The organism is Novosphingobium kalidii (genome assembly GCF_040534015.1).
Taxonomy (GTDB): domain Bacteria; phylum Pseudomonadota; class Alphaproteobacteria; order Sphingomonadales; family Sphingomonadaceae; genus Novosphingobium; species Novosphingobium kalidii.
Map to the genome: position 1 here is coordinate 70,282 of NZ_JBEWLY010000027.1, position 14,001 is coordinate 84,282.

Below are 14,001 nucleotides of genomic sequence, written 5' to 3' on the forward strand. Positions count from 1 at the left end.
ACGCGCTCGAAGCACTGTGCGCAGCTAAGCCGAAAAAGTGCAAGGCGCGTGCTGCCGACCATAAGTACGCGCATAAGTTGCCTGCGCGCTAGAGCTTACCAGAAGGCAGTGCGGCAGGCTGGCGCACAGCGGTCAAAGCAGTTCCTGGGCCTCACTCCGCCGCGACGCCCTCTCCGAACAATCCGGGCACCATCTCTACCGCGTCGTTCGCCTCTTCGCCTTTGCTGGCTTTGCGGCGCGAATCGAAATTGCTCCACACGTCCTGCCAGTTCCCGCGCGTGGCACCCTTCGAGTACTCGGTAGCTCGGGTCTCGAAGAAATTGGCGTGCTCCACACCATTGAGCAAGGGCTGAAGCCAGGGGAGCGGGTGATCTTCCTGCATGTAGATTGCCGGCAGTCCCAACTGGCCCAGCCGCCAGTCCGCGATGTAGCGGATGTACTTCTTGATCTCCTTGGCGCTCATGCCGGGCACCGGTCCTTGCTCAAACGCGAGATCGATGAAGGCATCTTCCAGCCGCACCGTCTTCTGGCAGCAGTCAATGATGTCTTCCTTCACCGCCTTAGTGAGGCAGCCCCGCTCCTTGGTGAAGGTGTGAAAGAGCTTGGTGATGCCTTCGCAATGCAGGCTCTCGTCGCGAATCGACCAGGTGACGATCTGCCCCATACCCTTCATCTTGTTGAAGCGCGGGAAGTTCATGAGCATAGCGAAGCTGGCGAAGAGCTGCAGCCCTTCGGTAAAGCCGCCGAACATCGCGAGAGTGCGGGCGATATCCTCGTCGGTGTCGACGCCGAAGGTGTGCAGGTAATCGTGCTTGGCCTTCAGTTCCTCATATTCCAGGAACATGCCGTACTCGCTTTCGGGCATGCCGATGGTATCGAGCAAGTGCGAGTAAGCCGCGATGTGCACCGTCTCCATGTTGGAGAAGGCTGCCAGCATCATCTTGATCTCGGTTGGCTTGAACACGCGAGCGTACTTGTCGTGATAGCAGTCCTGCACCTCGACGTCGGCCTGCGTGAAAAAGCGGAAAATCTGGGTGAGCAGGTTGCGCTCATGCTCGGAGATTTTCTGCGCCCAGTCGCGGCAGTCCTCTCCCAGCGGCACTTCCTCGGGCATCCAATGGATCTGCTGCTGGCGCTTCCACATGTCGTAGGCCCACGGGTACTCGAAGGGCTTGTAGGTCTTGCGGGCTTCGAGAAGGGGCATCAGTGAACTCCGGCATAAACGGTGGCGGCATGGGCACTCACAAGCGCTCTCATGCGGCCGGCGACACACAGTCGCGGCATCTGCCCGAGATAAGCATTTCCAGAGCAAATTGGGAGGGGGGCGCTACCTTGTCCACAGTCGCGTTGAACCGCATCTAGGGGGTCGGCGATCTCCCCGACGCAAGAAGTTGTAGTAGATCCTGGAGCAAGTGAGCGCGCCGGAGGACCGCGTAGCAGCTTCAGCGGCCACTCCCGGCGAGTCGCTCCGCCCACAGCGTTCCTCACATGTTCTTGACGGCAGAGTAGTCTTTTTCCGGCACCGAACCCGTGCGGCAGAAGAAGCGGTCGAGGTCTTCCTCGCTGGCGCAGCGCCGCGTGCGATTGGCGGCTTCGGTGAAGGCTTCATCGGCACGAGCGCGCGCACGCTGGACCGAAGGGCGCGCCGCTATACGCTCACGCCATTCCACGAGATGCGGGTGTTCACCCGCGTCGAAACCATGACGCTCCAGGTACAAGGCCCAAGGCTGGGTGGCGATGTCCGCGATCGAGTACGCTTCGCCGGCCAGCCATTCCCGCGATGCGAGACGATCGTCGAAGAGGCGGTAGAGATTCCCGGAAATCGCGCGGTAACGGGCATGAGCATAAGGTTCGCTGCCGGGGGGCACGAGATTGAAATGGTTGAGCTGGCCGAACATTGGCCCGAGGTTCGCCATTTGCACCATGAGCCACTGCATCACCTCGGCGCGGGCGGGCTGCTCTTGAGGGAAGAAGCGGCCTTCGCGCTCCGCAAGCCAGAAGAGGATGGCGCCCGATTCGGCGAGAGGGACGCCGAGTTTCGGATCCTCCAGCACGGGTACTTTGCCGAGGGGGTTGAGCTTGAGGAATGCGGGTTCGAACTGCTGCTGGCTGAACACGGCCACGTGGCGCAGCTCGTAGGGCAGGCCGAGTTCCTCCAGCATAATCACGATCTTGACTACATTGGGGCTGCCCATGCCGTGAAGAATAAGGGTCTCGCTCATGATGATACCGCCGCAGTTGAAGGAAGGAAGAAAGAAACGATTTGGGGTGACACGCCCCGCACCACAGTTCGGGCGATGTCCGGCGCATCGGATATGGTCGCACTCGGCTCTTCCGGGCTAATCACGGCGCCTATCCGCCGCCAAACGTCGACGGCTGCTTTCATACATTCCTCCATCGTCCCTTCTGTCCTCCAGCAGATCGGTAGCGCCCCACGCGTTGTTTCCATCGTCACGCCTGCAGGACGTCTGACGCCTCTGGGGAACCGGGCCCATGTGCCGATCATTCCCTATGGCAAGAGCCCGCATCGTTCCCAGCGACACCCCCTTTCACGAGTGGAGTATTCCCGTGACGCAGCAGCAAAGGCAATCCCACTTCTCTCGAGTCCCGTCGGACAAAGCCAGCGACACATCGCAGGACCCTTCCCTTTCACCGCCAGCGTCTCCCGACCGGACTTCGCCGTACGAGGGACCGGCCGATCATGAGAAGAGGCCTCGGGAGCCCGAGTACGTCGATGAGGGCAGCCCGACAGATATGGAACAGCCCTATTTCTCAGAGGCGCAGTCAACCCTGGGCTCGTTCGCGCCCGTCCAGCGGCCCGGCGATCCGTTCCCCGAACCCGAGGATCCTCAGGCCCGCAAACTTCCGGACCGCCCCGTCGAACAAAAGCGGACTGGCGTTTACCTTCCTGATCCCGACGCCGAATTCCAGACGACAGCCGGCGCTGTTCGCGCCGGCATGACCGTGCTCGACAGCTATGGCCATGCACTCGGTATCGTCTCGGGGCTGGACGGGGAGCGCCTGCGGCTTGCCTCCACCGACCCGCATGATGACGGAGTCGCCTTCCTGCCGGTCAGCCTGATCGACGGCATCGAAGGCAACAATGTGTTGCTGGGCGGCCGCGGCGACGCTTCGTTCGGAATTGATGCGACCTGATCCGGGCTGAGGCCCGCAGCCTGTGCTGGTCCTTGAGAGGTCCAGCACAGGCGGCAGGGCTACGAACGCGGGACAACCCCGTCGCACGCTTCAGGCGTCTGCGGGGTCAGCCACGATCACGCCCAGGGGTGTCTGCTGGTGCTGAACCACATCCCATTCCTCATGCGAAAGACGCCGCAGCGTCGTGGTGCAAACTGCATGATAAGTGCCGCCATCGCCGTGGGCTTCGGCGCGGTAGGCAATCACGATCAAGCCCTCTTGAGGACGGCTCACCTGCTTGTCCCGGAACTCAACGCCGTCCCAGCGCGGAGTATGCTCCACCGCTTCAGCCGCATCGCCGCCGGCAAAGAGGTAAGGATCTGACGGCAAGGCCATCAGACAATTGCTGCTCACGCGCTCATGGTAGAGGGCATCCCCTCCGACCCAAAGCTCACGCTCGAACTTCCAGATGCGTTCATCTTCCATTGTTCTCTCCAAGATGGGGTGCCGGAGGAACGTCGCACCGGTATCAATGGCTTCCATGCCCGGAAGGTCATGCCGTCAGGCGTTTCACATCTGCGGCGGGGGACCGGAACGGCGCAGCGCCTCCGGTCGTTCTATCTGCGTGCATGAGAGCAACGAAAATAAAGAGGAGTATCCTTTATGTTCGAGAAGCTTCGCATCAAGGAGCATATGGAAATTGCCGACCACAGCGGTCGGCATATCGGCACCGTCGATGAAGTGGTCGACGATCGGATCAAATTGACGCGGTCCGATAGCGGCGATCAAGCCCACCACTTCCTCGACATCGAGCAAGTGGATCGCATCGACGACAACCGCATCTACCTGAAGGTCGGCACGCCCATCCCGGTGGGTATCAACTGATCTGAGCAGCTACCCGCGGCGGCTCCTCCCCCTCCCTGCCGCCGCGCAACGACCCCGGTGCCCCTTCGTGGGTGCCGGGGTTTCGTTTTGCCTGTACCGGAATATGATACACATAAGCGCATAAATCGCTTTGCCGCTGTACGCGTGAATGATAGTTGCACGGTAAAGGCCAAGAGCCCTGGGGGAGGATATCGAGGATGGGCCGCACCGCACGGAGCGTTTTAATCACGCTCGCCTGCTTGTTGCCGGTGCTGACGATGGGCGCATGCGACCGCGCGGCACAACCTGTCGACGCCGCGCTGGTCGCCAACCCCGATGAATGGCCAAGCTGGGGCCGCACCGGTCACGAGGCGCACTACAGCCCGGTGGACGAGATTGACACGAACAACGTCGGAGAGTTGAAGCTCGCTTGGCACTACGACCTTGAGCCGGGCTACAGTGCATCCACGCCTTTGATGGCCGAAGGCAAAGTCTTCATCACCACCGGCCATTCGCATATTCGTGCCTTCGACGCCGCCTCTGGCAAGGAGTTGTGGGACTACGACGGCGGCACCCGCACGCGGGCCAAGTCAGCGCTGCAGATGAACTGGGGCAACAAGGGCATCGCCTACGACAAGGGTCGTGTCTTTCTCGTCACCACAGACGGGTACGTCATCGCGCTGGACGCGAAAACCGGCCACGAAATCTGGAAGACCTATGACTTCCCCGACGATGCCCCGCGCAATGCCAATGGCGCACCACGCGCGTTCGGCGGCAAGGTGATCGTAGGTTATGGTGGTGCCGACATCAGCCCAGCACGCGGTTTTGTCACCGCCTATGATGCAGCGACCGGTAAGCGGGCGTGGCGCTTCTACACGACACCCGGCGACGAAGTGACTTCCGTCAATCAGAAGGCCGAGGAGGTCATGCGCAAGACCTGGCCGAGCGGGTGGAAGAATCCGGACGGCAGCCGCCGCGGCGGCGGTGGCTCCGCATGGAACGCCTTCAGCTACGATCCTGAGCTGGAGCTCGCTTACCTCGGCATCGGCAACGGCTTTCCCTACAACCAGGATCTGCGCAGCCCCGGCGGGGGAGACAACTTGTTCCTGGCTTCTATCGTCGCGGTCGACATCAACACCGGGGCCTACAAGTGGCACTACCAGGTCTGCCCTGCCGAACAGTGGGACTGCACGGCCACCACCGACATGACTCTCGCCACGCTCGAGATGGACGGCAAGGAACGCAAAGTTCTGATGCAGGCTCCCAAGAACGGTTTCTTCTACGTTCTGGACCGTGCGACCGGCGAGTTCATTTCAGCCGAGAAGATTGCCAAAGTGACTTGGGCCGAACGGATCGACAGCAAGACCGGGCGGCCCATTGAGAATCCAGGCATCCGCTACCAGGGCAAGCCCGGCCTGTTCGAAATGTGGCCCGGCCCCACCGGGGCCCATTCGTGGATGCCCCAAGCCTACAGCCCACAAACCGGCCTCGTCTACGTTCCCACGATGGAGATGCCGGCCCTCATCGGCGAAGGTCAGGAGGGCGGCGGCGAAATCGCTGCCGGCATGGGCGTCACTCTTATTCCTGAGGTCGAACTGCCGGGCGGACACAAAAGCTATCTCAAGGCTTGGAACCCCGCCACGCAGTCCGAAGCCTGGAAAGTGGAGCTTCCGGGAACCTGGCCGGGGGGCGTGATGACGACAGCGGGCGGGCTGGTCTTCCAAGGCCAGATCGACGGCAAGTTCGTCGCGCGCGACGCGAAGACGGGCAAGAAACTGTGGTCGTTCAAGACGGAAAGCCCGATCGTGGGGGCGCCGATCTCCTACCGGGTGAACGGCAGACAATACATCACCGTGATCACCGGCTCGGGCGGTCAGGGTGCAGGGATGCAGACGCTGGGCAATCAGGCGTACCGCACCGACTACCGCCTGCCCCGTCGCGTCCTCACCTTCGCTCTCGACGGTACCGACATAATACCACCGTTTGAGATGCCTGAGCGGGCGCCTCCAGCTGATCCTGACTACCAACCCGATGCGGCGCGTGCGCAGGCAGGTTTCATGCTGTTCGCCACGCGCTCTTGCCTGGTTTGCCATGGTTGGAACGCAGTGGGCGGCGGCGCAGCGCCTGACTTGCGCTACTCACCCACCATCACCGACGCGGCCACCTTCCGTACGATCGTGAAGGAAGGCGGGCTCAAGATGAACGGCATGCCGCCCTTCCCGCAATTCACCGACAAGAAGCTGGAGGACTTACGCTTCTATCTGCGCACGCGGGCGCAGCAGGCTCCTGCCGAGCACAAGGCCTACATGGAGCGGCTGCAGGAGGCGAAGGCAAGCAACGCCAAGCCCCAAGACTTCGCGGGCAAATGGAACATCGTCATCCAGTCGCCGATGGGCCCTCAGAAAGCGGTGATGGATTTGAAGGTTGATGGCAACATCGTGACCGGCAAGGTCACTGCGGACCAGGGAAGCGTCGACCTTGCCGGAGGGGTTGCCAACGGACGCGCCAAACTTGAGGGCAAGGCGGCCACGCCGATGCCGATCACGATCAAATACGACGTGACCGTGAGGGACGGGAAACTCACAGGCGAGAACTTAAACGGCCCCTTTGGCACGTTCCCGATAAGCGGCACACGCCACGGGACATAGCCCTGCGCGTGCGCCTTAACGGCGGAAGCGGACCAAGGCGCGCAGCTTGCGCCACTTCCGGAAAGCGAAGCCTCCTCCCACCACAGCGCCGCCCATGGCCAGAAGCTTGGCCAGCGCGATGAACGTCCCGCTCAGCGCCCCGATGGTCACGCCCCAAAACAGTTGCGAGAGGATTGCCATGACCGTGCCCATTCGCGCTAAATCGCGATCCGGAGCTGGAAGATCAAGGCTTTACTTGGCCTCAGGCAGCGAGCGCAAGATCTGCCAGGCTCCGGCGCTGGTTCTCCCGCAGCGCCGCATAGCCCGCTATCGCTGCCGAACCGAGCAGCGCAAGCGCATCCTCGGCGAAGGCTACAGGCTTGTCGCGGCCCAGCGCCCTAGCGAGAACCGCGCGCGCACGGTAGCTGACATAGCTGCCCGCCAAGGCTCCAGCGGCACCAAGGCCTGCCGCAAGCAAAGCCCTGCCCGGCCGGGCTGCAGCGGCCCCAGATAACGCGCCGCTCAGCACACGTCCTGCAAGTGCCGAAGGCGCGATCCGGTCAGGTATCGCAGGCTGTTTATCCGCAATGTATTCGCCGACAGCAGCGGCACTCATGATGGCGCCGGTCCATTTGGAAGTAAGGAAGGAAAGACGGGTCTCCTCCAACCCGAGACCGGCGCCTGCTGCAGCCAGGCTCACCGCAGCAGGAGGAGTGAAGGTGCGTTGCCCGCTCGCAAACCCCAGGAGAATGGGAACGGAGATATCCTCCATCGTTACGCCGGAGCTCTCCTGCACGGCTGGCTTGCGGCTACGCAGGGCCTTGCGGACCGCTTCCGTGACAAACCCGAAGACCAGATGCGAGGCGTAGCCGTAAAGATGTGTGCGGATGGTGTAATGCCACGAAGGACGCGCGAACCCCGCCAGCGGCACGGCAATCTGGTCGATCAGCGTTGCACAGGTAAACCCGAAGGCGAGGCCGCGCCACCGCGCGACACCAGGAGCGGCTTCGGCAAGGGCGCCGTAGCCCGCACCCGCGAGGGTGCCGACAACGTAGTGCACGGCCGCGCCGCCGGCCTTGCTCTCTGCCTTGCGCAACCGTGCTCCGCCGACAAGGCGCACGAGCGCCTGCGCCGCTTGCTCGGTCGCCGGCGGCGTCGACCCGGAGGGCTGGAACAGCGCAGCCGCATAGGTCTGAAATCCTTCCATCACTGCGGCCCCGGCCAAACCGGCCAAGGCTCCCGCAGCAGCGCCGCCCGCGATGTCAACCGCAGTGTCTACGGGCGGACGCGTCGGCGTGAGGGTTTCCCCGTTACTGTTTTCAAGAAGCATGTGCTCGTCCCTGTCCTGTCACGCCGATGGCCGTTCAGGACAAGGACGAACAAGAAGGGGCGCAAGTTCCCTTGTCGCGCTGCTAAGCACGTGGGTCGCACTTCCACTGCGTTCAACCGCAGCGACCAATCCCTCACTGGCAAGCGAGACACTCGTCGTAGTCGGTGGTCTCTCCCAGTTCGAACTTGGGTGCCTCAGGCGTGTTGTCAGCCTCCACGCCGCCGGCAAAACCGGCGCGCTGCACCGACTTCGAGCGTAGATAATAGAGCGATTTGATGCCCTTCTCCCAAGCCTGGAAGTGCAGCATCATCAGGTCCCACTTGTCGACATCGGCAGGGATAAACAAGTTCAGCGACTGCGCCTGATCGATGTAGGGCGTGCGGTCGGCGGCAAACTCCAGCAGCCAGCGCTGGTCGATCTCGAAGCTCGTCTTGTAGACCGCCTTTTCCTCGGGGCTGAGGAAATCGAGATGCTGGACCGAACCGCTGTGCTCCAGGATCGAGTTCCACACGTTGTTGGAATCCTTCGACTTCGAAGCCAGCAGCTTTTCCAGGTATGGGTTCTTCACCACGAAGCTGCCGGAGAGCGTCTTGTGGGTGTAGATGTTCGCCGGGATCGGCTCGATGCAGGCCGACGTGCCGCCGCAGATGATCGAGATCGACGCGGTGGGCGCGATCGCCATCTTGCAGCTGAAGCGCTCCATCACGCCCACATCCGCCGCGTCAGGGCACGGACCCCGCTCCTTGGCCAGCAGCATCGAGGCCTCGTTGGCCTTCTGGTTGACGTACTGGAACATCTGCATGTTCAGCGCCTTGGCCATCGCGCTTTCGAAGGCGATGCCCTTCTTCTGCAGATAGGAGTGAAAGCCCATCACGCCCATGCCGACCGAACGCTCCCGCGCGGCGGAATATTTTGCGCGCGCCATCTCATCCGGTGCGCGGTCGATATAGTCCTGCAGCACATTATCGAGGAAACGCAGCACGTCTTCGACGAAGCACTTTTCGCCCTTCCACTCTTCCCAGGTCTCCAGGTTGAGCGAAGAAAGGCAGCATACCGCCGTACGATCTTTGCCGAGGTGATCGCGGCCGGTGGGCAGCGTGATCTCGGAGCACAAGTTCGACGTCGAAACCTTGAGACCAAGCTCGCGGTGATGGCGCGGCATCATGCGGTTCACCGTGTCGGAGAACACGATGTAGGGCTCACCCGTGGCAAGCCGCGTTTCGACCAGCTTCTGGAACAGCGCGCGAGCATCGACCTTGCCGCGAACTGAGCCGTCCTTGGGACTGCGCAAGGCGAACTCGGCGCCGTCACGCACGGCATCCATGAACTCGTCGGTCAGCAGAACGCCATGGTGGAGGTTGAGCGCCTTGCGGTTGAAGTCGCCCGAGGGTTTGCGAATCTCGAGGAACTCCTCGATCTCCGGATGCGAGACATCAAGATAGCAAGCGGCCGAACCGCGACGCAGCGAACCCTGCGAAATCGCCAGCGTCAGCGAATCCATCACGCGCACGAAGGGAATGATGCCGCTGGTCTTGCCATTCAGACCCACTGGCTCGCCGATGCCGCGCACGCTGCCCCAGTAAGTGCCGATGCCGCCGCCCCGGCTTGCCAGCCAGACGTTCTCGTTCCAGGTGGCAACGATGCCTTCCAGGCTATCGTCGACCGAGTTCAGATAGCATGAGATCGGCAAGCCCCGGCCAGTGCCGCCGTTGGACAGCACCGGCGTGGCCGGCATGAACCATAGCTTCGAAATATAATCGTAGAGCCGCTGCGCATGATCCTGGTCGTCGGCGTAAGCGTCCGCCACGCGGGCGAAGAGATCCTGGTACTTTTCGCCCGGCAACAGGTAGCGATCGTCCAGCGTTTCCTTGCCGAAGTCCGTCAGCAGCGCATCGCGGCTATCGTCAGTGACGACGGTGAAGCGGCGGGCGTGAATCGTCTTGGAGTTGCTTTGTGTCGTGGGCGCCGCCTCAACGGGACCCCCGACGAGGTCAGCGGTGGCGATATCGGTCTTGTCCATTTCGATAGCCGGGCCTGGACCCGCCTCCTTGTTATTGTTTGCCACCGAAGTTTCGAATTGACTGTCGACGCCGGGCTGCTCCACATCTGTGCTCCCGAGCTGCCCTTCGCTGACGTTCCTGAAATCCACGTTGCGTCCCCCGTCCGCATATCTTCGGTTCGATTCGACGAGCAAGTGACGCCTAGCAGAATGAGCACAAAACAGGAACACTCGCTTCGCTCAGCACCGTTAGCACTGCACACACTCGCGCCCGCTCCGCCAACCGTGGGTTTCCCCGCTGCGGTATGACTGAAGCTAGGTCTTGAGGCGGTCTCTTCAACCGGCCACTACCTATAGTGTGCGCTTTTGCCGTTTCGGCGCAAGAGGCTCCCCAACCTAACAGTGCCATGGCTCCCGCGCAGCTTAGCCATGCCGAGCTGGCCGCGACGCGTGGGAAGTCCTTGGCCGACGCAAATCGCAAGAGGCAAACGCCCACTAAGGCGGAAATCTTTTTCCACATTCTTGGTGGCTGAAACGAGTCAGGAATGAGGTGAACGACAGTCGCGGTTCAAGTGCGTCACCACGGACGATGCCTCCGGTGTCCTCCCCCTAGACGACGGCGCCGGAACGCTTGCCAGGCGTCTCCCCGCCGTGCAGGCTGCGGACCGCCAGCGAGAGGATATTTACGCATGATCAACGTCATCACCGCCATTATCAGCGGCCTGATCATCGGTGTCCTCGCCCGGTTCTTCTATCCGGGGTCGGTCCACATGGGCTGGATCGCCACGATTCTTCTCGGGATCGGGGGCTCTGTGATCGCTGGCCTCGTCACCAGCCGCGGCAGCGCTGATTTCAATCGCGCCGGCTGCCTTGCCTCGGTGATCGGCGCAATCGTGCTGATCTTCATCGGCCGGATGCTCGGCATCGGCTAAAACCGTAGCGCGTTGCTCCTCGTCCGTTAGGGGACAAGGAGCGTATCGACGGCCTCTGCCAGCGTTTCGGGGTAGTCCAGCGTGTAGTGCAGCCCCCGGCTCTCGTGGCGTCTCAGTGCTGAGCGCACGATAAGGTCAGCGCTCTGCAGGAGGTTGCGCAGTTCGACCAAGTCGGTCGAGACGCGGAAGTGGCGGTAGTATTCCTCCACTTCGTCGTTGAGCAGCTTGATGCGATGCTGCGCGCGTTCAAGCCGCTTCGTGGTCCGCACGATGCCCACGTAATTCCACATGAAACGCCGGATCTCGGTCCAGTTCTGTTTGATGACGACTTCCTCATCGGAATCGGTCACCCGGCTAGCGTCCCAAGGCCGCACGGGAGGCGGGGCATCAAAGCGGTCCCAATGCGCAAGGATGTGCGCAGCGGCCGCTTCACCGAAGACGAAGCACTCGAGCAGCGAATTGGACGCGAGGCGATTGGCCCCGTGCAGCCCGCTCTCGGTGCACTCACCGGCGGCATAGAGGCCGGGCAAGTCGGTGCGTCCGTTAAGGTCGATCAGAATGCCGCCGCAGGTATAGTGCTGTGCGGGCACCACCGGGATCGGTTCACGGGTCATGTCGATGCCAAGACCCAGCAGCTTCTCGTGAATGGTCGGGAAGTGCTCGCGCACGAACTCTGGCGGCTGATGACTAATGTCGAGGTGAACGTAGTCCAGGCCGAAGCGCTTGATCTGGTCGTCGATGGCGCGCGCGACAATGTCCCGCGGCGCCAGTTCCCCACGCGAATCGTAGTCTGGCATGAAGCGATGGCCCGTGACGGGATGCTTCAGATGCCCGCCTTCGCCTCGCACCGCCTCGGTGATGAGGAAGTTCTTGACCTCCAGATTGTAAAGGCAGGTCGGGTGGAACTGCATCATCTCCATGTTGGAGACCCGCGCCCCGGCACGCCAGGCCATCGCGATACCGTCACCCGTGGCGCCGCGCGGTGCGGTGCTGAATTGGTATACGCGCCCTGCGCCGCCGGTCGCGAGGATCGTCGCGCGCGCGGTATGCGCCTCCACCTGCCCGGTCGCCTGATCGAGAGCATAGACGCCCCAGACGCGGCCGGAGCCGGAGTAGCGCTGCTCATGCCGTCCGGTGATGAGGTCGATGCAGGCGCGGCCCGGCAGCAGCGTGATATTCGGGTTGGCTTGTGCTGCGCGCATCAGCGCTTTCTGCACCGCCTGCCCGGTGGCATCGTCGACATGGACGATCCGCCGGTGCGAGTGGCCACCCTCCCGGGTGAGGTGCAACACGTCGCCCTCGGTGTTGAAGGGAACGCCGAGTTCGACCAGCCGCTCAATTGCAAAGGGTGCTCGCTCGATCACGAACTCCACGGTCTGGAGCCGGTTGAGGCCAGCACCCGCCACCATGGTATCGTTGATATGTTCCTCAAAGGTATCGCCCGCATCGAGCACTGCAGCAATGCCGCCTTGCGCCCATGCGGTAGAGCCGCCGGCCAGCTCGCCCTTGGCGACGACCAGCACCTTCAGCTTCTCCCCAAGCGCCAGCGCTGCAGTCAGCCCGGCCGCGCCGGAACCGACGATGATCACGTCGTGCTGCGGCTTCTCGCCCCGTTTCAGGTCATCCATATCGCTTCCTTGCAGCCAACGCAGGCGCTCGGCAACAGTTAGCAATGGGCTTCATGCCCTTCAGGGCAGCATCGGACGCGCTAAGCGCGGCAGCATCAGGCGCCTTGGTTCGCGCTCGTGAGACTGACGAAAACGTCTTCGAGATCGGCTTCGCGCGTCGTCACGTCAACAATGGTGAACCCTTGCGCCTGAACGACCGAGAGGACCTGCCCGGCAGTGCTACGATCCTTGTCATAGGTGATCGCGATCGTACGCTCGCCGGTTTTCTCGCTCTTGATGAAAGCGGCATCGACGGGCAGCTGGCCGAGATCACGATCCAGCGTCAGTTCCACCACTTTCTCCCGCGCCATGCCGACCAGTTCGCGCGTGGGCTTGTTGGCGATGCACTCGCCATGGTTGATGATCGCGATGCGGTCGCACAGCTGCTCGGCTTCCTCGAGATAGTGCGTGGTGAGGACGATGGTGACGCCCTCCCGGTTCATCTCCGTCACCAATTCCCACAACTGCCGCCGCAATTCCACGTCGACACCAGCCGTCGGCTCATCGAGCACCAGTACCGGCGGCTGGTGGACAAGGGCCTTGGCGATCAGCAATCGCCGCTTCATCCCGCCTGACAGCGTGCGCGAGTAGGCATCTCTCTTGTCAGCGAGGTGCACGGCGCGCAGCAGTTCTTCCGAGCGCCGCAAGTGCTTGGCGATGCCATACAGGCCGCCCTGATTTTCCAGGACCTCAAAAGGCGTGAAGAACGGATCGAATACGATCTCCTGCGGGACGATGCCGATTGAGCGCTTGGCGTTGCGCTTATCGTGATCGGTGTCGAAGCCCCAGATCGAAATCGAGCCGGAGGTCTTGTTGACCAGACCGGCCATGATGTTGATCAGCGTTGACTTGCCCGCGCCGTTGGGGCCGAGCAGTCCAAAGATGCCGCCCACCGGAACATCGAAGCTCACGCCTTTCAGCGCCAGCTTGCCCTCACCACCCCCGGCAGGCGCATAGCGCTTCACAACGTCACGGATCGAGATGGCTGCGTTTTGCGAAGAGCTGCTCATGCGGGGGCATTTGAAGCATGGCGAAGCGTGGGTAAAGAGGTCGGTGCGCAGGCGCTCCCGTGTACCTCTGCCAGACTGCTCTTTTTCATTTGGCCTTTTCATCTGGCGCACAGCCGCCGCTCTTGGTAATCGGCGCGGATGATCGAGCCGCCTGAAACCGTCTACACCGACAAGCGCCGCGTCTTCTGTGACGGAGCGACCGACATTCGCGCCGGCGCTGCCCTTGGCCACCCTCGCGTATGGATGGAAATCGACGAGCGGGGTTATGTCGATTGCAGCTACTGCGATCGGCGTTTCCAGCTGAAGGGCGACCCGCACCAGCGCGAGACGAACGAGCTTTTCCCAGGCGAACTGGACGAGCACGGCCCAAGCACAAGCGCCGACCCCAGCGTGCCTGCGCGCGCAGGCACCTGATCGCGCTGGCGGAAATCTTGAGC

General features: G+C 62.3%; 13 protein-coding genes. 5 read left to right on the forward strand and 8 right to left on the reverse strand.

The window, feature by feature from the left end; translation table 11 throughout:
- Nucleotides 1-151: 151 nt before the first annotated feature.
- Together ABVV53_RS16660 and ABVV53_RS16665 are read right to left on the reverse strand one after the other, a co-directional pair.
- On the reverse strand, nt 152-1,204 hold the full coding sequence (locus ABVV53_RS16660) for a ribonucleotide-diphosphate reductase subunit beta (RefSeq protein ID WP_353985558.1): 1,053 nt from the start codon (nt 1,202-1,204) through the stop codon (nt 152-154).
- Nucleotides 1,205-1,484: 280 nt separating this feature from the next.
- Nucleotides 1,485-2,222: a glutathione S-transferase family protein gene (locus tag ABVV53_RS16665; protein ID WP_353985559.1), complete on the reverse strand. Its 738-nt coding sequence runs from the start codon at nt 2,220-2,222 to the stop codon at nt 1,485-1,487.
- Between the two features lie 532 nt (nt 2,223-2,754).
- Here ABVV53_RS16665 and ABVV53_RS16670 point away from each other — a divergent pair.
- Nucleotides 2,755-3,156, forward strand: a complete 402-nt coding sequence (locus ABVV53_RS16670) for a DUF2171 domain-containing protein (RefSeq protein ID WP_353985560.1) — start codon at nt 2,755-2,757, stop codon at nt 3,154-3,156.
- Nucleotides 3,157-3,246: 90 nt separating this feature from the next.
- On the opposite strand, the gene ABVV53_RS16675 is transcribed toward ABVV53_RS16670, so the two are convergent.
- Complete coding sequence (locus ABVV53_RS16675; RefSeq protein ID WP_353985561.1) at nt 3,247-3,621, reverse strand: DUF4440 domain-containing protein; 375 nt, start codon at nt 3,619-3,621, stop codon at nt 3,247-3,249.
- A gap of 177 nt (nt 3,622-3,798) precedes the next feature.
- Between ABVV53_RS16675 and ABVV53_RS16680 the strand changes: the two genes are divergently transcribed.
- Nucleotides 3,799-4,020, forward strand: coding sequence for a DUF2171 domain-containing protein (locus ABVV53_RS16680; protein WP_353985562.1), 222 nt, complete (start codon nt 3,799-3,801; stop codon nt 4,018-4,020).
- Nucleotides 4,021-4,217: 197 nt separating this feature from the next.
- Nucleotides 4,218-6,647, forward strand: coding sequence for a PQQ-dependent dehydrogenase, methanol/ethanol family (locus tag ABVV53_RS16685; protein ID WP_353985563.1), 2,430 nt, complete (start codon nt 4,218-4,220; stop codon nt 6,645-6,647).
- A gap of 15 nt (nt 6,648-6,662) precedes the next feature.
- On the opposite strand, the gene ABVV53_RS16690 is transcribed toward ABVV53_RS16685, so the two are convergent.
- The 3 genes from ABVV53_RS16690 to ABVV53_RS16700 all read right to left on the reverse strand — a co-directional run bounded on the left by ABVV53_RS16690 (nt 6,663) and on the right by ABVV53_RS16700 (nt 9,976).
- A complete protein-coding gene (locus ABVV53_RS16690) occupies nt 6,663-6,827 on the reverse strand; it encodes a hypothetical protein (protein WP_353985564.1) in 165 nt (54 codons plus the stop codon).
- 61 nt (nt 6,828-6,888) lie between these two features.
- The gene (locus tag ABVV53_RS16695) at nt 6,889-7,956 is read right to left on the reverse strand and encodes a DUF4126 family protein (protein WP_353985565.1); all 1,068 of its coding nucleotides are present in this window, start codon (nt 7,954-7,956) and stop codon (nt 6,889-6,891) included.
- Nucleotides 7,957-8,089: 133 nt separating this feature from the next.
- Nucleotides 8,090-9,976: a ribonucleoside-diphosphate reductase subunit alpha gene (locus ABVV53_RS16700; protein ID WP_419956795.1), complete on the reverse strand. Its 1,887-nt coding sequence runs from the start codon at nt 9,974-9,976 to the stop codon at nt 8,090-8,092.
- A 668-nt stretch (nt 9,977-10,644) separates the two neighbouring features.
- Between ABVV53_RS16700 and ABVV53_RS16705 the strand changes: the two genes are divergently transcribed.
- Complete coding sequence (locus ABVV53_RS16705) at nt 10,645-10,887, forward strand: GlsB/YeaQ/YmgE family stress response membrane protein (RefSeq protein ID WP_353985567.1); 243 nt, start codon at nt 10,645-10,647, stop codon at nt 10,885-10,887.
- A gap of 26 nt (nt 10,888-10,913) precedes the next feature.
- Here the strand turns inward: ABVV53_RS16705 and nadB are convergent, their stop codons facing one another.
- Together nadB and ABVV53_RS16715 are read right to left on the reverse strand one after the other, a co-directional pair.
- On the reverse strand, nt 10,914-12,515 hold the full coding sequence (gene nadB / locus ABVV53_RS16710) for an L-aspartate oxidase (protein ID WP_353985568.1): 1,602 nt from the start codon (nt 12,513-12,515) through the stop codon (nt 10,914-10,916).
- Between the two features lie 95 nt (nt 12,516-12,610).
- Complete coding sequence (locus ABVV53_RS16715) at nt 12,611-13,564, reverse strand: ABC transporter ATP-binding protein (protein WP_353985569.1); 954 nt, start codon at nt 13,562-13,564, stop codon at nt 12,611-12,613.
- Between the two features lie 138 nt (nt 13,565-13,702).
- Here ABVV53_RS16715 and ABVV53_RS16720 point away from each other — a divergent pair, with 138 nt between their 5' ends.
- Nucleotides 13,703-13,978, forward strand: coding sequence for a zinc-finger domain-containing protein (locus ABVV53_RS16720; protein WP_353985570.1), 276 nt, complete (start codon nt 13,703-13,705; stop codon nt 13,976-13,978).
- The last annotated feature ends 23 nt before the right edge of the window (nt 13,979-14,001 follow it).